The sequence below is a fragment of the Rathayibacter sp. AY1A5 genome, assembly GCF_002930875.1.
In the GTDB taxonomy this organism is placed as follows: domain Bacteria; phylum Actinomycetota; class Actinomycetes; order Actinomycetales; family Microbacteriaceae; genus Rathayibacter.
Genome location: NZ_PSTM01000012.1, coordinates 1 through 21,681 on the forward strand (window position 1 = coordinate 1; position 21,681 = coordinate 21,681).

The window sequence follows — 21,681 nt, forward strand, 5'->3', positions numbered from 1 at the left end:
TCGACCAGGCGGCCGAGGTCGACTCCGGCGGCGCGGGCCTTGGCCTCGTCGATGCCGACGTACAGGGCGAAGCCGCGGGCCTCGGTGCCCTGGGGGACGTCGGAGGCGGCAGACGGGGCGTCCTGGGTCAGGAGAGAGTCGTGCGGAGCGCGGGCGGGCGCGGCGACGGGCGGGGCGGGGCGGCTCAGGGAGGATTCAGGAAAGAGAGGGTTGCGTCGTTACCGGGTCGTTATATAGTTCAAGTGCGTCGACCGTTTGCTGTGGCGGGAAGCGCGAGAAGTGATTGCAGGACACTCTTGGTGCAAGGGAATGAAGGCCGGCCGCTCGCCTCAGCGGCCGGCCTTCTGTCGTTCCCCCGGCCCCCTTCCTCCGACTCCCCTCCTCTCAGCACCCCGGCGTAGGCTGTACGGCGTCTGGATGTCAGGGAACCGCTTCCTGAGCGCCGAGAAGGAGGACCAGTGGGGTCGAGAGAGGCCGTCGCCGCCTGGGAGTCGCTCTTCCGCGCCCAGGTCCAGGTGATGCGCACCCTGAGCACCGAGTTCCCCTCGCGGGAGATCTCGATGAACGAGTACGACGTGCTCTTCAACCTCACCCGGCAGCCCGGTCGGCGCGCACGGCTGCGCGACCTGAACCGGCACGTCCTCCTGACGCAGCCCAGCGTCAGCAGGCTGATCGACCGGCTCGCCGCCCGCGGCTGCGTCGAGAAGAGCGAGGATCCGGCGGACGCCCGCGGCACGATCATCGCGATCACCGACGAGGGCTACGCGCTCTTCCGCCGCGTCGCGCTCACCCACATGAGGACCATCTCGGAGCAGGTCGGCGGCGTCCTCGACGAAAACGAGCTGAAGCAGCTGACCGCGCTCTGCGACAAGCTCCGCGACGGCATCGCCTCCTCCTGATCCGTCCCCGCTAGCACGGGCCGCAGCGACCGGCCAGGTCTTCGCCGCGGCGCGGGACTCGCGGATCATGGTGGTCACCATGAGTGACACCTCCCCCACCCTCGTCTGGCTCCGCGACGACCTGCGCCTGGCCGACAACCCCGCTCTGCGCGCTGCGATCGGCCGTGGCGGCCCCGTCGCGGTCTGCTACGTGCTCGACGAGGAGTCGGCGGGCATCCGTCCGCTCGGGGGCGCCTCCCGCTGGTGGCTGCACGGCAGCCTCGCAGCCCTCGCCGCCGACCTGCGCGAGCACGGCGCCCCGCTGATCCTGCGCCGCGGGCCGGCCGAGGCCGTCGTCCTCCAGCTCGCCGAGGAGATCGGCGCCGGAGCCGTGCACTGGAACCGCCGCTACGGGAGGGCCGAGCGCACCGTCGACGCGGCGGTGAAGGAATCGCTCCGCAACGGCGGCCTCGAGGCCGAGAGCCACCAGGGCTCGCTGATGTTCGAGCCGTGGACCGTGCAGACCGGCGCGGGCGGCCCCTACTCCGTCTACACGCCCTTCGCCCGCGCCTGCCGCGCCAAGCCGACGCCGCGCGCGCCGCTCCCCCGCCCCCGCTCGCTCGACGGCGTCACGGGAGAGATCGCCTCCGACTCCCTCGACGACTGGGAGCTGCTGCCCACGCGTCCCGACTGGGCGGGAGGGCTGCGCGAGCGCTGGGTCCCCGGCGAGAAGGCGGCGGCCGACCGGCTGCGCGCGTTCCTCGCGGAGCAGCTCGACGACTACGCAGACGGTCGCGACCGGCCGGCGGAGGACGCCACCTCGAACCTCTCCCCGCACCTGAGGTGGGGCGAGATCAGCCCCTTCCAGGTGTGGCACGCCCTGGAGGAGGCGCACGCGAAGGGCCTGCACCGCGGCGACGGCAGCGACCGGTTCCTCTCCGAGGTGCTCTGGCGCGAGTTCTGCTACCACCTGCTGTTCCACTGGCCGGATCTGGCGACCGCGAACTTCGACACCCGGTTCGACTCCTTCCCGTGGGGACGCCCCGGCCAGGAGGCGATCGACGCCTGGCACCAGGGGCGCACCGGCTACCCCCTGGTGGACGCCGGTATGCGCGAGCTCTGGAGCACCGGCTACATGCACAACCGGGTCCGGATGGTGACCGCGTCGTTCCTGATCAAGAACCTGCTGGTCGACTGGCGGGTGGGCGAGGAGTGGTTCTGGGACACCCTGGTCGACGCGGACCCGGCGAGCAACGCCGCGAACTGGCAGTGGGTCGCGGGCTCGGGAGCCGATGCGTCGCCGTTCTTCCGGGTCTTCAACCCGGTCACGCAGTCGAGGAAGTTCGACCCGGCCGGCGAGTACATCCGCCACAACGTGCCGGAGCTGGACGGAGTCGAGGGCGCCGCCGTGCACGAGCCGTGGACGCTCGAGGACACGCTGACCGGAGGCGCGGACGGCTACCCGGCGCCCCTCGTCGACCTCAAGGAGACGCGGGCGCACGCACTCGACGCCTTCGCGCAGATCAAGAGCGCCCCGCGCGACATCTCGCCGAGGGGCGACGACTGAGCGTCACCGGCTAGACGCGTCCCGCCGGTCCGGTGGAGCGGCCGGACCCGGCGAGCGGGTCCTCCTCCCCGCCCTGATCGCGCAGATCGCGGGCCGGGATGCCGACGAGCACCGCTCCGTCGGGCGCGTCCTTCACCACGACGGCGTTCGCGCCCACGCTGACGTCGGATCCGAGCACGAGCGGGCCCAGGACGACCGCGCCGGCGCCGACGACCACCCGGTCGCCGAGCGTGGGGTGCCGACGCTCGCGCCGGGCCGACCTCCCGCCCAGCGTGACGGAGTGGTAGAGCATGCAGTCGTCGCCGATCCGCGCGGTCTCGCCGATGACGACGCCCATGCCGTGGTCGATGAACAGACGCCGGCCGATGGTCGCACCGGGGTGGATCTCCACTCCGGTCGCCGCGCGCGCCGCCTGGCTGAGCAGCCGGGCGGGCAGGCGGAGGCCCCGCCGCCACCAGGCGTGCGCGACGCGGTGCACCCAGACCGCGTGCACTCCCGGGTAGGAGAGGACGACCTCCACCGCGCTCCGGGCGGCGGGGTCGCGCTCCCGGGCGGTGCGGACGTCCTCGCGGAGCAGGGCGAGGAGCCCGGGACGCTCCGGTCCGGACGGGACGCGGCGCTCCGGCCGACCGTCGCGTCCGGAGCGGGGCGTCCCGCCTCGTCTCGAGGGGCTCAGCTGCGGAGGTCCTCGTACAGGACGGTCGAGATGTACCGCTCGCCGAAGTCGCAGACGATGGCGACGATGGTCTTCCCCGCGTTCTCGGGGCGCTTCGCGACCTCGAGCGCGGCCCACATGATCGAGCCGGAGGAGATGCCGCCGAGGATCCCCTCCTGCGCGGCCATCTCGCGGGCCACCCGCACGGAGTCGTCGAGCGTCACGTCGATGATCTCGTCGTAGACCTCGCGGTCGAGGATCGCGGGGACGAAGTTGGCGCCGATGCCCTGGATCTTGTGCGGACCGGCGGTGCCCTGGGTGAGGAGCGGGGAGTCGATCGGCTCCACTCCGATGATCTGCACACCGGGCTTGCGCTCCTTGAGCACCTGGCCGACTCCGGTGATGGTGCCGCCGGTGCCGATGCCGGCCACGAAGACGTCGACCTCGCCGTCGGTGTCCTCCCAGACCTCCTCCGCGGTGGTGCGGCGGTGCACCTCGGGGTTGGCGGCGTTCTCGAACTGGCGGGCGAGGATCGCGCCGGGGGTCTCGTCGACGATCGCGCGGGCGCGCTCGACCGCTCCGCGCATGCCCTCGCTGCCGGGGGTGAGCACGATCTCGGCTCCGTAGGCGCGGAGGAGGACCCGGCGCTCGACGGACATCGTCTCGGGCATCGTGAGGACGACCTTGTAGCCGCGGGCGGCACCCACCATCGCGAGCGCGATGCCGGTGTTGCCGCTCGTGCCCTCGACGATCGTCCCGCCGGGGTGCAGCTCGCCGGAGGCCTCGGCCGCGTCGATGATGGCGACGCCGATGCGGTCCTTCACGCTGTTCGCAGGGTTGTAGAACTCGAGCTTGGCGAGGACCGTCGCCTGGTCGGCGCCCTCCAGCCGGTTGATGCGGACGAGAGGGGTCCTGCCGACGAGCTGGGTCACGTCGTCGTGGATGCGTGCCATGGTGTGCGCTTTCTGCCGGGGCCGGCCGCCCGGGGCCCCGGAGCGGTGGGTGGAACGGGTGCTGCAGCGCCCCTCGGAGCGGCGCTCCCCCCACGATACGGATGCATCGACCCGAGGTCAGCACCCCGGACGCGCCCGCTCCTGCGCATCACCCGCCAGCTCCTGATCTCCACCGGGAGGAGGACGCCCCGCGGGCGCACCCGTCACGTACCATGAACCCGGGGGATCGCGCGACTGCTCGCGAGGCTTCTCGCCACCCTCCCTCACATCTCCGCGGCCCGGCGCCGCGTCGAAAGGACGACCGCTCCATGGCACTTCCCACTGCATCCCGCCGCTCCGTCCGGCCGCTCGGGATGTCGCTGCGGGCGGTCATGGGGTTCATCGGGATGAGCGCCGTGGCGGGCGTCCTGATCACCGTCGGCGTCACGCCGGCTCTCGCGCTGACGGGCCTGGCGACGAGCAACACGATCGGCATGTTCCAGAACCTGCCGGGCTACCTCGACGTGGGCCAGCTGATGCAGCGCACCAACGTCTACGCGAGCGACGGGACGACCCTCCTCGCCTCCGTCTACGACCAGAACCGCGTGGAGGTCGGCTGGGACGACGTCGCGCAGTCCGCGAAGGACGCCGCCGTCGCCGGCGAGGACCCGCGCTTCTACGAGCACGGCGGCATCGACCTCCAGGGCACGCTCCGGGCCATCGCCGTCACGCTGACGGGCGACGACCTGCAGGGCGGGTCGTCGATCACGCAGCAGTACGTCAAGAACGTCCTGGTGCAGAAGGCGGAGTCGATCACCGACGAGGCCGCGCGCGACAAGGCCTACCAGGAGGCGACGGACCCGACCCCCGAGCGCAAGCTCAAGGAGATGCGCCTCGCGATCGGACTCGAGAAGGAGGCGTCGAAGGACGACATCCTGCTCGGCTACCTCAACATCGCCCTCTTCGGGGGCACCGTCTACGGCATCGAGGCCGCGGCGAACTACTACTACGGCATCCCCGCGAGCCAGCTCTCGACCTCGCAGGCGGCCGCGCTGCTGGCGATCGTGAACAACCCGGCGAAGTTCCGCTTCGACAACCCGGGCGACGAGGCGAACGGCGCCGCCAACGGCTACGCCGCCACCAAGGAGCGCCGCGACTACATCCTGTCGGAGGAGCTCAAGCACGGCCGGATCGACCAGGCCGCGCACGACGCGGCCGTCGCCGAGCCGATCACCCCGAACATCACGGAGCCCTCGACCGGCTGCACCACCGCCGGCAACGCCGCGTACTTCTGCGACTACGTGCTGAACGTCCTCCGCAACGACTCCGTCTTCGGGGCGACCGACGACGAGCGCTATCAGCGCATCCGCCAGGGCGGCTTCGACGTCGTGACGACCCTCGACCTCGACATCCAGCAGGTCTCGCAGGCGGCGCTCAACGCCTACATCCCCTCCGTCGACCCGCGCTTCCAGGTCGGCGCGACGGCCGCCTCCGTCGAGGCGAAGACGGGCCGCGTGCTCTCCATGGTGCAGAACACGCAGTACAGCCAGGACGAGCAGTTCCTCGCCGCGAACCCCGGCTACAGCGCGATCAACCTCAACGTCGACCTCAGCATGGGCGGCGGCTCCGGCGTGCAGACCGGATCGACCTACAAGGTGTTCACGCTGGCGCAGTGGCTGAAGGCGGGGCACACCGTCAACGAGTCGTTCGCCTCCCCCACCTCCGGCTTCAGCTCCTACCCCCAGAAGTGCAACGTCGAGGGCGACGGCGGCTACTACGGCAAGTTCTCGCCTCGCAACGACGACCCGTCGGAGGACGCGAGCTCGATGAGCGCGCTCGGCGCGACCACGAACTCGATCAACACCGGCTTCATGGGAATGGCGCAGCAGCTCGACCTCTGCGACATCCGCACCACCGCCGAGTCGTTCGGGATGCACCGCGCCGACGGCCGCGAGCTCGCCAACGGGCCGGCCTCGGTCCTCGGGACGAACGAGATCGCGCCGCTGACGGTGGCCAACGCCTACGCGGGGATCGCGAACGACGGCACGACCTGCTCGGCGATCGTCATCGACCGGATCACCGACAGCGAGGGCAACGCCGTCGCCGCCCCGGCATCGGCGTGCACGCCCTCCGTGTCGCCCGAGGTCGCCCGAGGGATGCAGTACGCGATGCAGCGGGTGATGACCTCCGGAACGGCCTACGCCTCGAACCCCTTCGACGGGATCGAGCACATCGGCAAGACGGGCACCACCGACGAGGCCGCCGACGTATGGACGGCGGGCGCCAGCAAGGCCGCCTCCCTGGCGGTCTGGGTCGGCAGCATCAACGGCTTCGCCGACAACACCAAGCAGAACCTGCGCTTCATCAGCCTGACGGGCGAGAAGGGCACCATCCGCGCCTCCAACGCCCGGCACGCCATCTGGAAGCCGATCATGACGGCGCTCGACGAGAAGTACGGCGGCGACGACTTCACGGCACCGCCGGCCTCGATGCTCGCGTACTCGCCCCGATCGGCGGCGAACTCCGAGGTCCCCGACGTGACGGGCGAGACGGTCGAGAGCGCCACGGCGATCCTCACCGCCGCCGGTTTCGTCGTCGGGATGCACGAGTCGGTCGACTCCGCGACGATCCCTGAGGGCTCCGTCGTGTCGACGACGCCGAGCGCGGAGGAGACGGCGGTCGCCGGCGGGGTGATCCCCCTCCAGGTGAGCACGGGCAAGGCTCCGGCCAATCCGAACGACATCTCGGACCTGAACGGCGACCTGATCGAGTAGAGACGTCGCCCGTCCCGTGAAGGGGCCGATCCCGCCGGGGGTCGGCCCCTTCTGCTGTCGCAGGCGTCGGGCCTGCGCAGGCGCCGTCGCGCCGACTCCGGGCGGACAGGCGTCCGGCGCGGCCGTGGCGCGCCTCGTCGGGGATGTCGCAGGCCTCGCCTAGGGTGCTGGTGCAGCGAGAGGATCCATCCTGAAGCGACCGAACGTCCCCGTCTTCCAGCCCCGTCGAACCGTCCACGGGGCTCTCGGCGCGCTGTTCGGATTCGTGATCGTCAGCGTCCTGGCGGGTCTGCTCGCCTCGCTCGTGGTCGCCCCCGCCGCCGCGCTCACCGGCGCGGCGACCTCCGGCACCATCTCGGCGTTCCAGTCCCTCCCGAGCTACCTCGAGGTCGGGCGCCTGATGCAGAAGAGCGACGTCTACGCGGGCGACCCGGACGATCCGACGCTGCTGGCCTCCTTCTACGACCAGAACCGGATCGAGGTGCCGGCCGACCGGATCGCCGACTCCGTGAAGGACGCGCTCGTCGCGAGCGAGGACCCGCGCTTCTACGACCACGGCGGGATCGACCTGCAGGGCACCCTCCGCGCCATCGCCAGTACCTACCTCCTCGACGGCGACACCCAGGGCGGCTCGTCGATCACGCAGCAGTACGTGAAGAACGTGCTGGTGCAGAAGGCCGAGTCGATCCCGGACGAGGCGGACCGCGACCGCGCGTACGCGGAGGCGACGGCGACCACGGCCGAGCGCAAGCTCAAGGAGATGCGGCTCGCGATCGGGCTCGAGAAGGTGTCCTCGAAGGACGACATCCTCCTCGGCTACCTCAACATCGCGCTGTTCGGAGGCACCGTCTACGGCATCGAGGCCGCGGCGGAGTACTACTACGGCATCCCGGCGGCCGACCTCTCCCTCGCGCAGTCCGCCTCGCTCCTGGCCATCGTGAACAACCCCGAGAAGTTCCGCTTCGACCGTCCGGACGACACGGCCAACGGCGAGGCGAACGGCTACGCGCAGACCCGGGAGCGGCGCGACTACATCCTCGATCGGATGCTCGAGACGGGGAGCTCCGACCAGGCCGCGCACGACGCCGCGGCCGCCGAGGCGATCACCCCCGACATCACCCCGCCGTCCACCGGCTGCCAGACGGCCGGCAGCGCGGCCTACTTCTGCGACTACGTGACCCACGTCCTCCGAGACGACCCGGCGCTCGGAGCGACCGACGACGAGCGCTACGCGGCGATCAAGCAGGGCGGCATCAAGGTCTACACGACGATCGATCTCGACCTGCAGAGGACCGCGCAGGAGCTGATGGACGAGCAGGTCCCCTCCTCCGATCCGCGCTTCGACGTCGGGGCGACGGCGGTCGCCGTCCAGAACGGCACCGGGCGCATCCTCACGATGGTGCAGAACAAGCGCTACAGCCAGGACCCGGACGTGATCGCGAGCGGGCCGGAGTTCTCGGCGATCAACCTCAACGTCGACGCGTCCGCGGGCGGCGGCAACGGCTTCCAGACCGGCTCCGCCTACAAGGTGTTCACGCTCGCCGAGTGGCTCGACCGCGGGCACACCCTGCTCGAGCAGTTCGACTCGAAGCAGAAGAACTGGACCGGCTTCGCCGACAGCTGCGAGGGCACCTGGGACTACGACTCCTACAACCCCAAGAACGCCGGCGACGGCGGCTACACCGACACCCAGACGGCGCTGTACTCGACGATCTACTCGCTGAACACGGGCTTCACCGGGATGTCGCACCTGCTCGACCAGTGCGAGATCCGCAAGCAGGCCGAGGCCTTCGGAGTGCACCGCGCGGACGGGACCGCGCTCGTGCAGTCGCCGGGAGCGGTCCTCGGCACCAACGAGATCGCACCGCTCACCATGGCGACCGCCTACTCCGGCATCGCCGCGAACGGCACGACCTGCACCCCCGTCGCGATCACGGCGATCGTCGGAGCGGACGGCCGCGAGATCGAGCCGGTGGAGACGACCTGCAGCCGGGCGGTGTCGTCGAGGGTCGCCTCGGCGATGCAGTACACGATGCTCAAGGTGACCGCCGAGGGCACGGGTGTCGAGGACGATCCGAAGAACGGCATCCAGCACATCACCAAGACGGGCACCACCGACAACTCCGCCGACACCTGGGCCATCGGCGCCTCGACCGAGACCTCCCTCGCGGTCTGGGTCGGCAGCATCTCGGCACGCGCGGACGGCTCGAGGGTGAACCTCGACTCGATCGACTTCGACAGCGGCTGGGCGCCCTCGGCACGCCACCGGATCTGGAAGCCGTTGATGACGGCGATCGACTCCCGCTACGGCGGCTCCGACTTCCCGCAGGCCGACCAGTCGCTCATCGCGGCGCCGCAGGTCACCGTGCCGGACCTGTCGGGCCGGACCAGCGACTCCGCCGCACAGGCGCTGACCGCCGCAGGGCTCACTCCCGGAGCGACGTCGCAGGTCGACTCGACGCAGCCGATGAACACCGTGGCCGGCACCGGTCCGGCCGCGGGCACCCGCGTGGACAAGGGATCGGTGGTGGGCGTGCAGCTGAGCACGGGGAAGGCGCCGCCCGCTCCTGCTCCGGGCGGCTGACACCGCTGGACCGGGATGTCGCCGGTCGGCGAGGATCTGCGACGGGAACGGGTCAGGGGGAACGGGTCAGGGAAGCCGGCTCAGGGCCCGACGGCTCCGGCGGGGAGGAGCCCGAACTCGACGAGCTCGTCGTCGGTGAGCAGTCGGCTGCGGATCATGAAGCGCTTGCCCTCGGGGGCTTCGACGCTGAATCCGCTGCCCCGCCCGTCGACGAGGTCGACGGTGAGGTGGGTGTGCTTCCAGTACTCGAACTGGGAGCGGGACATCCAGAAGTCGATCGGGTCCAGGCCGTCGAGCCGGAGCGACTCGACGAGCACGTCCGAGGCGCCGGTGCGGAACATCCCGGCGGGGAAGCACATCGGGGAGCTGCCGTCGCAGCATCCGCCCGACTGGTGGAACATGAGCGGCCCGTGCAGCGCCGTCATCCGGCGGAGCATGCTTGCCGCCTCCGCAGTGACGTCGACCCTCGTGGAGGTCATGGGTGGTGCTCCTTCGCTCGTTGTGCGGAATGTCTATATGCGCCCGACCGCTGACGCCGGACACTCCTCCGGGCGGCGTCTCGATACGCCGCTGCGCGGACTACTCGATCAGCACGAGCGAGCGCCCCCTCGTCCGATGCCTCGCCCGCAGGGCCGAGCACCGTTCTCCCGCGCGTCGTCAGGTGCCTCGCCCGCAGGGCCGAGCACCGTCCTCCCACGCGCCGCCAGGTGCCTCGCCCGCAGGGCCGAGCACCGTCCTTCCGCGCGTCGCCAGGTGCCTCGCCCGCAGGGCCCAGCACCGAACGGCGGATCCGCGTGCCAGCGGATCCGTCTCGGTGCGGACGCTCCCCGCTCCTCCCTACCCGGCCACGTCGGCGAACCGACCGCGGCACGGGCGACGAGGAACGAGGAGCCCGTGCCAACCAGCACCGAACGGCGGATCCGCGTGCCAGCGGATCGGTCTCGGTGCGGACGCTCCCCGCTCCTCCCCACCCGGCCACATCAATAAGCCGACCGCGGCACGGGCGACGAGGAACGAGGAGCCCGTGCGAACCAGCTCAGAAGAAGCCCATCGGTCCTTCCGCGTAGGAGACGAGGAGGTTCTTCGTCTGCTGGTAGTGGTCGAGCATCACCTTGTGGTTCTCGCGTCCGATGCCCGACTGCTTGTAGCCGCCGAACGCCGCGTGCGCGGGGTACTGGTGGTAGGTGTTCGACCAGACGCGGCCTGCTTCGATGGCCCGGCCGGCGCGGTAGAGCTGGGCGCCGTTGCGGCTCCACACGCCGGCGCCGAGGCCGTAGAGGGTGTCGTTGGCGATGCCGATCGCGTCGTCGAAGTCGTCGAAGGAGGTGAGGGCGAGGACGGGGCCGAAGATCTCCTCCTGGAAGATGCGCATCGAGTTGCGGCCCTCGAACACGGTCGGGTTGACGTAGTAGCCGCCGCTGAGCTCGCCGCCGAGGTCGGCGCGGTCGCCGCCGATGAGCAGCTTCGCTCCCTCCTGCTTGCCGATGTCCATGTAGGAGAGGATCTTCTCGAGCTGGTCGTTCGAGGCCTGGGCGCCGATCATCGTGGCGGTGTCGAGCGGGTTGCCCTGTTTGATCCGCTTGACCCGCTCGAGGCCGTCTCCGACGAAGTCGTCGTAGATCGAGCGCTGCACGAGCGCCCGCGACGGGCAGGTGCAGACCTCGCCCTGGTTGAGGGCGAAGAACGAGAAGCCCTCGAGCGCCTTGTCGTAGAAGGAGTCGCGTTCCGCGGCGACGTCGGCGAAGAACACGTTGGGGCTCTTGCCGCCCAGCTCCAGCGTCACCGGGATGAGGTTCTCGCTGGCGTACTGCATGATCAGGCGGCCGGTGGTCGTCTCGCCGGTGAAGGCGATCTTGCGGATGCGCGGGTGGGAGGCGAGCGGGGCGCCCGCTTCGAACCCGAATCCGTTGACGACGTTGAGCACGCCGGCGGGGATGAGGTCGCCGATCAGGTCGAGCAGCACGTGGATGGACGCCGGCGTCTGCTCGGCCGGCTTCAGCACCACGCAGTTGCCCGCGGCGAGCGCCGGTGCGAGCTTCCACACGGCCATCAGGATCGGGAAGTTCCAGGGGATGATCTGCCCGACCACGCCCAGCGGCTCGTGGAAGTGGTACGCGATCGTGTCGTGGTCGATCTCGGAGACGCCTCCCTCCTGCGCGCGGATCGCTCCGGCGAAGTAGCGGAAGTGGTCGACGGCGAGGGGGATGTCGGCGGCGAGGGTCTCGCGCACGGGCTTGCCGTTCTCCCACGTCTCGGCGACGGCGAGCAGCTCGAGGTTCGCCTCCATGCGGTCGGCGATCTTCAGGAGCATGTTCGAGCGCTCGGCGGGGCTGGTCTTCCCCCAGCTCGCGAACGCCTTCCAGCCCGCCTCGACGGCGCGGTCGACGTCGGCGGCGGTGCCGCGGGCGATCTCGCAGAAGGGCTTCCCGGTGATCGGGGTGATGTTCTCGAAGTACTGGCCGCTCGCGGGGGCGACGTACTCGCCTCCGATGTAGTGGTCGTAGCGCGAGCGGAAGGAGGCGACGGATCCCTCCGTGCCTGGATTCGCGTAGACCGTGGAACCCGGCTCCTGCGGTGCCTGCTCGGCGACCTGGTCGGCGTACAGCGTCATGTGGACCTCCATCGACGTCGTTGTCGTGGGCGCGGGGTGGGCGCCCGGTCCTGACGCTACGTCGCGGGGGGTTGCACGACGTTGCACGGGTCGACGCACCGGCGGGAGCGGCGAGGACGGAGGCCGGACCGGCCGGGCGGAGACGCGGCCGCCCGAGGAGGAGGGCCCGGCGGCCCGGACCTCAGACGGTCGCGAGCAGGCTCTGGGCGATCCGGCTCATGTAGACGCCGTAGGTCACCGTGGCCGCTGAGGCCCCCGCGCCGACCCAGGACCACACCTGCGGCCAGGCGGAGCCGTCGACGAGGACCACGACGACTCCGATCGCTCCGACCAGCGTCGTCCAGGTGGCGAGCCAGAGGTCGAGGGTCCGGCCGAAGATCCTCGCCATCGGGTAGAAGTGCAGGCCCACGATCACGGCGATCGCCGGCACGAGGAACCGCTCGAGCCCGGTGCCGGTGAGGACGCCCACCGCGACACCGATCAGCACGCCCTCCGCGGCGAAGACCGCCCCGAAGAGCACGCCGTTCGGCTTCGCCGCGCGATCGGCGTCGGTGAGCTCCACCGCCATCCTCCGCCGGGCGACGAGGAGGCGGACGGCCTGCACGGCGAAGACCACGGCCGCGAGCGCGCAGAGGGTCACGGCGGTCGTCGCCGCCGGTGCAGGCCAGCCGACCGTGGTGTCGCTCGCCCACCACATCGTGAAGACCGCCATCAGGAGCAGGCCCCCCGCGACTCCGCTCGCGAGGGCCCGGGGAGGTGGTGCGAGGGTGCTCATGCGTCGAGGCTAGCGAGGCGGCTCCGCGGCCGGACGGCTCCGGCGGCACTCCCGGGAGCGACCGGAACGGCTCAGCGCTGCTCCGCCTCGATCGTCTCGAGGTGCGCGGCGACACCGGCACGCCGGGGCGAGCGGGGCGGGAGGACGCGCAGGAGCTCCCGCCACACCTCCGCGTCGTCGCGGCCGTCAGGGCCCTCCGCCCAGGCGAGGAGGGTCGCGGGCGCCGCATCGGCGAGGACGCTCGCCCGCACCCGCAGGCGCAGCTCGCCGGCGATCGCCCGGATCCCCGGCGCCTCGGACGAGGGCAGCGGCGCGCCCCGGTAGGCGTCCAGGGCGAGGCGGTGGGAGCCGCGGTCGAGCAGGCCCAGCACCTGGCGGGCGTCGAGGTCGACCGGGCTCGCCAGGCGGTAGGGGCGCGAGAGGGGCACCAGGCGCGGGAGGGTCGGCTCGAGCGCGCGGCGCAGCCGCACCATCTCGGCGCGGACGGTGACCACCGCGTCGTCCCGGCCGTGGAGCAGGAGGGCGAGCTGCTCGGCCGAGAGCCCGGCCCGGTGCCAGGCGAGCAGGGTCAGGATCTCGGCGTGCCGGCTGCTGAGCTCGAGCGTCGCTCCGGCGGCCGTCACCAGGCCCGTCTCGCGCCCGAGGACCCGCAGGCTCGGCGCCCGGGCCGCGGCCGTGCTCCGTGCGGCGGGCCGCCGCGGCCGGAGGAGCCGCTGCACCATCAGCTCGCTCTCGGCGGCGGCGGCGGTCGCCTCCATCAGCGGGAGGGTCTGCGGGGCGACGACGTCGGCGCCGCCGGTGATGTCGATCACTCCGAGGATCTCGTGCGTCTCGGGGTCGTGCACGGGGACGGCGGTGCAGCTCCACGGGTGCACGAGCGAGGCGAAGTGCTCGGCGCCGTGGATCTGCACGCCGTGATCGAGCACGAGGGCCGTCCCCGGCGCGGACGTCCCGACGTCGGGCTCGGCCCACGCCGCGCCCTCGACGAACGACATCCCCTCGGCGAGGCTCTTGAGGTGCTGGTCCCCGTCGATCCAGAGCAGCCGCCCGAGCGCGTCGCCCACCGCGACGAGCACGCCGCTGTCCTCGTCGGCGTCGCGCACCAGCAGGCGGCGGATCACCGGGAGGACCGAGGCGAGCGGATGCCCGGTGCGGTACTCGCGGAGGTCGTCGCCCGAGAACGAGAGCGGTGCCGTCAGCCGGTCCGGATCGAGGCGCCGCCGCCGTGCGCGCTCCCACGACTCCTCGACCAGCGCGCGCCGCCGACCGCTGCCAGGGCGGGCCAGCCACGGGTTGGTCATGCGCTCCGCCTCGTCGTCGGGTCGGTGGGAGTCGACGCTACTCCGCGGAGCGCGGCGGCGCCTCTCTCCGCGCACCGGAACGGCGGCGCCCCCGCACCGCCAGCAGCAGCACCGCCGCCACCAGCACCGCGATGCCCAGGACGGCTCCCGCGGTGAGCCGCTCCCCCAGCACCGCCACTCCGAGGAGAGTCGCGGTCGCCGGCTCCAGGAGGGTGAGCGTCGAGACGGTCGCCGCGGGAAGCACTCGCAGGCCGCGCGCGAAGAAGGTGTAGGCCACGGCGACCGTCACCACTCCGAGCCAGAGCACGGCCGGGATCGAGCCGGAGAGCCGCGACGGATCGCCCAGCAGCAGGAACGGGAGCGCCAGCAGCGCCGCGGCCCCGAACTGGGCTCCCATGGCGGCGACGGGGCTGAGCCCGCGCTCGAGCAGCAGCTTGCCGCAGACGGCGTAGAGCGCGTAGGAGGCGCCGGCGCCGGCCGACGCGGCGAGGCCGGGGAGTGTCACGCCGCCGGATCCGCCTCCGCTGAGGAGCACCACGCCGACCGCGGCGAGCGCGGTCGAGGCGAACCAGCGCGGGCTCGGCGTCGTCCGCAGGACGAGCCACTCCAGCAGGCCGGTGAAGGCGGGAGCGGAGCCGAGGGCGACGATCGTGCCGACCGCGACGCCGTTCTGCGCGGTGCCGGTGAAGAAGGCGGGCTGGTACGCGGCGACGCCGACCGCTCCGAGCACGACGAGCAGCACGACGGCGCGGGTCGGGCGGGAGCGGCTCCGCCGGCGCAGAGCCTCCACGCCGAGGAGAGCGGCCAGCAGGGCGCCGCCGAGGACGATGCGCGCCGCCCCGAGGAGGAGCGGATCCACGCCCGCCGCTCCGAGGGCCTGGGCGGTCCCCGTCGTGCCGAAGCAGACGGCGGCGAGGAGGACGGCGCCGATCGCCGAGGTCCGGGCCCCGCTCATCCCGCCCCGCTCCCCCGGCCGCCTGATGACCGGCTCCCAGTGTCCCAGGGATGGGCGCGTGCTCTTCCGCCTCTCGCACCGGGGGCCCAGGATGGAGGGACCGGACTAGCGGAGGAGCACGACGTGGGCATCGCGGAACCGTTCGACCTCGAGGACCACCACCGCAGCGCGCACGGCGCCCTGCGCGAGCACTTCTCGGTGCGCGAGTTCGAGGAGGTGCCGCTGGACCGCGAGGCCATCGTCGCCACCGCGTACCTGCGGGCGATCGAGCACGCCACCGTGGCCCGGGTGCTCCCCCTCGCGCGCGCCCACCCCGACGAGCAGGTCCGCGCGTTCGCGTCCGTCTGGGCCGCCGAGCGGCACCGGATCGCCGACGCCCTGGGCGACGTGCTCGCGGCCTCGCCGCAGATCCGCGGCATCGACGTCCGCCCGCCGGAGCCGACGGTGAGGTCGCGCCCGCTCCTCGACCGCGCCGCGGCCTCCCTCGCCGGCCCCGTCGCGCTGGCCCTCGCGGTGGACGCCCGGGTCGCGGTGCACGGCTACCGCCGGCTCGCCCGGCTCTCGCTGCACCCCGAGATGGAGCGCCTCGCCGAGACGGTCACGGGCATCCTCGAGCAGCAGGCCGACTTCTTCACGGTGCACGCGGCGGGACGCCTCGGACGCCCGCTGCCGCGCCGGGTGCAGGCGGCCGGCCTGCTCGCCGTGCTGCGCCTCCCGATCGGCGAGGCCGACCTGCCGGAGGCTCTCGCGCGCGAGGGCCGGGAGCTCGTCTTCGGCCGGGACGACGGCGGACTCGACGGGATCGACGCGGGCGTCGTCGCGGCGTTCGCGCTGCCCTGCACGGCGGCCCGGCGGCTCGTGCACCCGTACCGGCCGGTGTCGATCCGTGCCGCGCACCGCCTCGGACGGCTCGCCGCCGACACCCGCGCCGCCGTCACGACCCTGCTGGAGCAGGTGCGCGAGTAGCGGCGGCGCTCAGCCCAGCAGCTCGCGCACGTCCTCGGCGGTGATCCCGCCGGTGGCCGCCGCGCCGTCGTCCGACATGACCGCGGCGAAGAGCGCGGCCTTCGCCTCCTTGAGGGCCATCACCTTCTCCTCGATCGTGTCCTTCGCGACCAGGCGGTAGACCATGACCGAGCGGGTCTGGCCGATGCGGTGCGCACGGTCGACCGCCTGCGACTCGGTGGCGGGGTTCCACCACGGGTCGAGCAGGATGCAGTAGTCGGCCTCGGTGAGGTTGAGCCCGAAGCCGCCGGCCTTGAGCGAGATCAGGAACACGCCCGCCGCGCCCGAGCGGAACCGCTCGATGACCTCGTCGCGCTTCTTCGTCGCTCCGTCGAGGTAGGCGTACTCGATGCCCGCCGCGTCCAGCCGGCCGCGGACCCGGCCGAGGAACCGCGTGAACTGGCTGAACACCAGCACGCGGTGCCCCTCGCCGAGGGCGTCGCCCAGCAGCTCGTCGAGCAGGTCGAGCTTGGTCGAGGGCACGCTCTCGTGCGCCTCGTCGACCAGTGCCGCGTCGAGCGCGACCTGGCGCAGCACGGTCAGCGCGCGGAAGATCGCGAAGCGGTTCTTCTCGAAGTCGCCGATCAGGCCCAGCACGCGCTGCCGCTCCCGCGCCAGGTACGTGTCGTAGACCTTCCGCTGCTTCGGGCCGAGCTCGACCTCGAGGGTCTGCTCCTGCTTGGGCGGCAGCTCCTTGGCGACGAGCTCCTTGGTGCGCCGCAGCATCAGCGGGCGGATGCGCCGCCGCAGCTGCGAGAGCTTCTCGCTGTCGGCCTCGCGCTCGATCGGCTTCTGGTAGAACTCGACGAACCCGGCGGGCGAGGGGAACAGGCCCGGAGCGACGATCGACAGCAGCGACCAGAGCTCCATCACGTTGTTCTCCATCGGCGTTCCCGTGATGGCGAGCTTGAAGGGCACGTCGAGCCGGCGCGCGAGCTGGTGCGTCGCCGACTGGCGGTTCTTGACGAACTGCGCCTCGTCGAGGAGGAGCCCCGACCACTGGATGCCCGAGTACGACTCGTAGTCGAGCCGGAACAGGGCGTAGGAGGTGACGACCAGCTCGGCCTCGCCGATGACGCTGGAGAGCGCCTTCCGCTTCTTCTTCGACGTCTCGTCGATCCCGACGACGCGGAGGTCCGGGGCGAAGCGCTTGGCCTCGCCGACCCAGTTGGGCACCACGCTGGTGGGCGCGACGACGAGGAACGGGCGCGGCGAGGTGCCCGCCTCCGCGGCCGCGGCGCGCTGCTCCTGCATCACCCGGGTGACCAGGGCGAGGGACTGCACGGTCTTGCCCAGGCCCATGTCGTCGGCGAGCACGCCGCCGAGCTGGTTGTCGTAGAGGAACGAGAGCCAGTCGTAGCCGAGCTGCTGGTAGGGCCGCAGCTCCACGGCGAAGCCCTCGGGCAGGACCCGTGACTCCAGCGCACCGGTCGCGGTGAAGCCGGAGAGCCCCTCCACGGAGCGGCGCCACGCGGCGGCCTGCGCCTCCACGACGCCCAGCTCGACCAGCTCGTCCCAGAGGGAGGACTGGAACCGGCTGATCCGCAGGGTCTCGCCGGGGTCGTCCGAGAGCTCGCGGGCCTCGGCGATCAGCTCGCGGAGGCGGCCGAACCGCTCGTCGTCGAGGGCGAAGTAGACGCCGCTGGGCAACACCATGTATTCGTCGCCGCGGGCGAGCGCGAGGAAGATCTCGGCCAGCGGGACCGCCTCGTCGTTGACGGTGACGGAGATCTCGAGGTTGAACCAGTCGCGGCTGTCGGGCTGGGCGACGGTCTGCACGGCGACCACGGGCGCGGTCTGCGCCTCGCGGTACTCGACGCGCTCGCCGATCTCCTCGATCTCGACGGTGCCGAGCTCGCGGAGCCGCTCGACCTCGCCGGTGAGGAAGCCGACGGTCTGCATGCCGCGCAGGTCGAAGGTGGGACGCAGGCGCCTGCTCGACGGGGACACCAGGGCCGGCGTCGACTCCGGGTCGAGACCCGCTCCCACGAGGGAGTCGAGGATCCGCTGCTCGGCCTCGGGGTCGCGGTAGCCCGCGTCCTCGCCGACCCGCAGCGGGAGCCGCTCGGCGTCCACGCCGCCGCGCGCCCCCTCCACTCCGTAGCGCCACCACCACGAGCCGCGCAGGCCCGCGCCGTCGGTGTGCTCGAGGGTGAGGCCGAGGCGCGGCTCGGGCACCGCCGGCGCCTCGAAGGAGCCGTCACGGGAGACGATGTCGAACAGCCGGTGCAGCCGCTGGTAGTGCTCGGTGAGGAACGCCGACTCCTCGGCCACCGGGATGCGGATGGCCTCGCGGCTCCAGAGGAACGTGCGCGCGGAGGACAGCAGCGGCGCGGCGAACGGGATGAGCGTGACCGGGCGGGCGCGCATCTCGTCGCCGCCCTCCCACGTGTAGAGGCCGACGGCCGGGTCGCCGATGAAGCCGAACTCCTCGGGCGCCGGGTGGTCGCCGATCGCGACGAGCGAGCGCAGCTCGAGGCCGGCGGCGGTGCGCGTGACGTCGATGGAGGCGGTGGCCGTCGTGTCGAGGATCTTCAGCGGCGTCTGGTCGCGGTCGCCCATCACCAGGCCGATGCCCGCGCGGACGGCGCCGTGCAGTGCCGCCCAGATCGCCTCGCTCCGGCACTGGTCGAGGTAGAGCCAGGTGTCGGGCGAGTAGTAGCTGGAGGCGCTGTGCCCGGACAGCAGGCCCTGCATCTCGCGGATCACGTCGATCTGGCGCTCGTCGTAGTCGTGGCTGTAGTGCAGGTAGCCGAGGTCGCGCCAGCTGGTGCCGGTGCGGACCCAGCGATCGCGGTCGCCCATCCGCACCGGGCGCACGCCCAGGCGCGGGCGCGGCTCGGGCGGCGGCCGGTAGGAGTTGTAGCGACCGGGCGGGCGACGCACGGGCTCGCCGGGCAGCAGCTCGAACTGCAGGCCGAGCGGGATGCCGGTGTGCGAGCGCTCCGCGCCGGCGAGGAGCGGGGCGAGCGCGCTGCGCCACTCGGGGACGGCGTCGACAGCGGCCTCGCCCGGGAAGGGACCGGCCACTCCGCCCTCGCGCTCGCGGCGCAGGGCCTCAATGAGAACGGCGGCGACGTGCTTGCACTCGTGCTTGACCGGGCAGCTGCAGGCGCCGCCGAGGAGGGTCCAGTGCTCGCCCTCGTCGCGGAGCTGCACGCTCACGGCGTACGGCGAGCGCCCGGATCCGCGGACCTGGCCGAAGAGGCGGGTGCGGCCGCCGAACCACTGCAGCTCGCGCACACGGCCCTCGTCCGCGTACGCGGTGCCCTTCTCGACGGCGGCGGTTCCGACGAGGGCGCGGATGTCCTGCTCGGAGAAGGGCTCGTGGCCGGCGGTCACCGGCCCGGGTGCGGCCGACGGCAGCACCTCACCGGGGGGACTCTGGCGGGCCATGGACCTCACGCTCTCCGCGCTCGAACGAGCGCATCCGTCTATTCAACCCGATTCCGGAGGCGCTGCGAGCCGCGGGCCGGGATCCGTGGAGGACGCACGGCCGTCCCTACGATGGAGGGATGCCCCGTCTGGCCGTCGTCTCGGCGCACACCTCCCCGCTCGAGCAGCCGTCGACGGGCGACGCGGGCGGGATGAACGTGTACCTCGCGGCGGTGCTCCCGGAGCTGGCGGCGCTCGGCTGGGAGATCGAGGTGCTGACCCGCGGCGAGGGCGTCCGGATGCTCGCGCCGGGTGTGCGAGTGGTCGGCGTGCCGGTGCCGGCGGGCGACAAGTACGCGCTGGCGGCCGCGGCGCCGGAGTTCGCGCGCGCCGCGGAGGGGGCCGACGTCGTGCACTCGCACTACTGGGTGTCGGGCCTCGCGGGGGCGCTCACCGGCAGGCCGCACGCGCACTCGATGCACTCGGGCTCGCTCGCGAAGAACGCCCGGCTCGCCCCGGGCGACGTCGCGGAGCCGCAGCAGCGGATCGACGCGGAGCGCTCCGTGCTCGCCTCCGCCGACGCGATCGTGGTGGCGGGCGCCTCGGAGCGGGAGGACGTCGTCAGCGGGTACGGCGCGGATCCGGACCGGGTCGTCGTGGTGCCGCCCGGAGTCGACGCGCGGTTCCGCCCGGGCGGCGGCGAGCGCTCCGGAGTCGTCCTGATCGGCCGGGTGCAGCCGCTCAAGGGGCAGCTGCTGGCGGTCGAGGCGCTCGCGGCGATGGCGCCGGCGGAGCGGCCGGTGCTGCGGCTGGTGGGCGGGGCGGCACCGGGCCGGGAGTCGTACCTCGACGCGGTGCGCGCCGTGGCGGCTCCGCTGGGAGACCGCGTGCTGATCGAGGGGGCCGCCGACCGCGACCGGGTGGCGGAGCGGCTCCGGAGTGCGCAGCTGGCGCTCGTGCCCTCGGCGGCCGAGACCTTCGGGCTGATCGCGCTCGAGGCGGCCGGCAGCGGCACTCCCGTGCTCGCGCGCAGGACGACTGGCCTGGTGGACGCGGTGCGCGACGGCGGGAGCGGCGTGCTGCTCGACTCCGACTCCCCCGCGGCGTGGGCCGAGGCGATCCTGACCCTGCTGGGCACGCCCGGTGAGCTGGCGAGTCTCGGCCGCGGCGGCGTCGACTGGGCGGCCGCCCACTCCTGGCCGGCCGCCGCCGCCCGGCTGGACGCCGTCTACCGCAGCCTGTCGGCTCACTGAACGAACCCCGAACCGTCGACGGACCCCGCTCCGCCGGGTCACCTCGACGGGTCGGGGCTCCCTCGGTGCAGGGATGATGTCAGTCGGCGATGGCGGGGGCCCCGGGGTCGAGGCGGGCGCCGCGAGTGGAGCGGTACCAGGGCGCCAGGCGGTCGGGCGAGACGGCGACCATCGCGGCGCCCGTGAATCCGGCGTCGTTGCCGAAGCGGGCGGGGACGATCTCGGTGCCGATGTCGAGGAAGCGGGCGAACTCGTCGAAGACGTGCGCCGCCGCGCCGCCGATCACGAACAGCTGCGGCGAGAACAGCTTCTCGAGGTGCCGGTAGTAGACGCTGAGGCGACCCGCCCACTCCTCGAGGGTGATGCCCTCGCGGCGGACGGCCGAGAAGCCGACCTTCGGCTCGAAGTCGGGACCGTCGATGTGCAGGTGCCCGAGCTCGGAGTTGGGGATCACCACGCCCTCGTGGACGAGCGCCGTCCCGATGCCGGTGCCGAGGGTGGTCAGCAGGAGGAGGCCCTCGCGTCCGCGCATGGCCCCGAACTCGCGCTCGGCGACTCCTGCCGCGTCCGCGTCGTTGACGACGACGACGTCGACCCCGGTCGCCTCCGAGAGGAGGGCCTGCGCGTCGAGCCCGACCCAGCGCTGCGAGACGTGGGTGGTCTGGCGGACGACGCCGCCGCGGACGATCCCAGGGAAGCCGACGCCCACGGGCGTGCCCGCGATCGGCGAGACGTCGCGGACGATGCCGGCGATCGCCTCGGCGAAGTCCTCGGGCTCCTTGCCCAGCGGATTCGCGACCGCGAAGCGCCGAGCCGCCCGCTCGCCGGTGGTGACGTCGACGAGGGACGCCTTGATCGACGTCCCCCCGATGTCGACGCCGACGGCGAAGCGCGGGAGGAGGCCGTCGTGGGGCTGGGTCACGGATGCTCCGTCTGCAGTGGTGGGCGAGTGCGGGGACTCGCGAAAACGGTCGGCCCGTCGGATCCGGGATCGCGACGAGCCGAAGGCGATTCTA

At 72.5% G+C, this 21,681-nt stretch carries 15 protein-coding genes and 1 pseudogene; 6 read left to right on the top strand and 10 right to left on the bottom strand.

The genetic code is table 11. From position 1 onward, the window contains the following. Window positions 1–188: pseudogene (locus C5B98_RS17285) on the bottom strand (winged helix family transcriptional regulator); the annotation flags it as partial. A gap of 330 nt (window positions 189–518) precedes the next feature. Here C5B98_RS17285 and C5B98_RS09890 point away from each other — a divergent pair. After that, entirely contained in the window at window positions 519–899 is a 381-nt protein-coding gene (locus C5B98_RS09890) for a MarR family winged helix-turn-helix transcriptional regulator (RefSeq protein ID WP_104224206.1), read from the top strand. A 79-nt stretch (window positions 900–978) separates the two neighbouring features. After that, on the top strand, window positions 979–2,445 hold the full coding sequence (locus C5B98_RS09895) for a deoxyribodipyrimidine photo-lyase (RefSeq protein ID WP_104266779.1): 1,467 nt from the start codon (window positions 979–981) through the stop codon (window positions 2,443–2,445). A 10-nt stretch (window positions 2,446–2,455) separates the two neighbouring features. Here the strand turns inward: C5B98_RS09895 and epsC are convergent, their stop codons facing one another. Both epsC and cysK read right to left on the bottom strand, forming a co-directional pair. Then, a complete protein-coding gene (gene epsC, locus C5B98_RS09900; RefSeq protein WP_104224204.1) occupies window positions 2,456–3,022 on the bottom strand; it encodes a serine O-acetyltransferase EpsC in 567 nt (188 codons plus the stop codon). 95 nt (window positions 3,023–3,117) lie between these two features. Next, window positions 3,118–4,053 carry a cysteine synthase A gene (gene cysK / locus C5B98_RS09905; RefSeq protein WP_104237779.1) on the bottom strand — a complete coding sequence of 312 codons (936 nt, stop codon included), beginning with the start codon at window positions 4,051–4,053 and terminating at the stop codon, window positions 3,118–3,120. A 308-nt stretch (window positions 4,054–4,361) separates the two neighbouring features. Here cysK and C5B98_RS09910 point away from each other — a divergent pair, with 308 nt between their 5' ends. After that, entirely contained in the window at window positions 4,362–6,806 is a 2,445-nt protein-coding gene (locus tag C5B98_RS09910) for a penicillin-binding protein (protein WP_159939720.1), read from the top strand. A 265-nt stretch (window positions 6,807–7,071) separates the two neighbouring features. Further along, entirely contained in the window at window positions 7,072–9,390 is a 2,319-nt protein-coding gene (locus C5B98_RS09915; protein WP_104327725.1) for a transglycosylase domain-containing protein, read from the top strand. Between the two features lie 80 nt (window positions 9,391–9,470). Here the strand turns inward: C5B98_RS09915 and C5B98_RS09920 are convergent, their stop codons facing one another. From C5B98_RS09920 to C5B98_RS09940, 5 genes are all read right to left on the bottom strand, one after another. Beyond that, window positions 9,471–9,869, bottom strand: a complete 399-nt coding sequence (locus C5B98_RS09920; RefSeq protein ID WP_104233437.1) for a DUF779 domain-containing protein — start codon at window positions 9,867–9,869, stop codon at window positions 9,471–9,473. Between the two features lie 557 nt (window positions 9,870–10,426). Continuing rightward, a complete protein-coding gene (locus tag C5B98_RS09925; protein WP_104327759.1) occupies window positions 10,427–12,001 on the bottom strand; it encodes an aldehyde dehydrogenase family protein in 1,575 nt (524 codons plus the stop codon). Between the two features lie 181 nt (window positions 12,002–12,182). After that, entirely contained in the window at window positions 12,183–12,776 is a 594-nt protein-coding gene (locus C5B98_RS09930) for a hypothetical protein (RefSeq protein ID WP_104327726.1), read from the bottom strand. A gap of 71 nt (window positions 12,777–12,847) precedes the next feature. Further along, on the bottom strand, window positions 12,848–14,077 hold the full coding sequence (locus C5B98_RS09935; protein ID WP_104327727.1) for a GAF domain-containing protein: 1,230 nt from the start codon (window positions 14,075–14,077) through the stop codon (window positions 12,848–12,850). Window positions 14,078–14,114: 37 nt separating this feature from the next. Beyond that, window positions 14,115–15,032, bottom strand: a complete 918-nt coding sequence (locus C5B98_RS09940) for a DMT family transporter (RefSeq protein ID WP_104233440.1) — start codon at window positions 15,030–15,032, stop codon at window positions 14,115–14,117. Between the two features lie 123 nt (window positions 15,033–15,155). Between C5B98_RS09940 and C5B98_RS09945 the strand changes: the two genes are divergently transcribed. Then, complete coding sequence (locus tag C5B98_RS09945; RefSeq protein ID WP_104327728.1) at window positions 15,156–15,998, top strand: hypothetical protein; 843 nt, start codon at window positions 15,156–15,158, stop codon at window positions 15,996–15,998. A 9-nt stretch (window positions 15,999–16,007) separates the two neighbouring features. Here the strand turns inward: C5B98_RS09945 and C5B98_RS09950 are convergent, their stop codons facing one another. Continuing rightward, window positions 16,008–19,433: a DEAD/DEAH box helicase gene (locus C5B98_RS09950; protein WP_104224188.1), complete on the bottom strand. Its 3,426-nt coding sequence runs from the start codon at window positions 19,431–19,433 to the stop codon at window positions 16,008–16,010. A 119-nt stretch (window positions 19,434–19,552) separates the two neighbouring features. On the opposite strand from C5B98_RS09950, the gene C5B98_RS09955 reads away from it, so the two are divergent. Further along, complete coding sequence (locus C5B98_RS09955; RefSeq protein WP_104327729.1) at window positions 19,553–20,665, top strand: glycosyltransferase; 1,113 nt, start codon at window positions 19,553–19,555, stop codon at window positions 20,663–20,665. Window positions 20,666–20,744: 79 nt separating this feature from the next. On the opposite strand, the gene C5B98_RS09960 is transcribed toward C5B98_RS09955, so the two are convergent. Further along, window positions 20,745–21,587 carry an ROK family protein gene (locus C5B98_RS09960; protein ID WP_258062325.1) on the bottom strand — a complete coding sequence of 281 codons (843 nt, stop codon included), beginning with the start codon at window positions 21,585–21,587 and terminating at the stop codon, window positions 20,745–20,747. Window positions 21,588–21,681 lie beyond the last annotated feature (94 nt).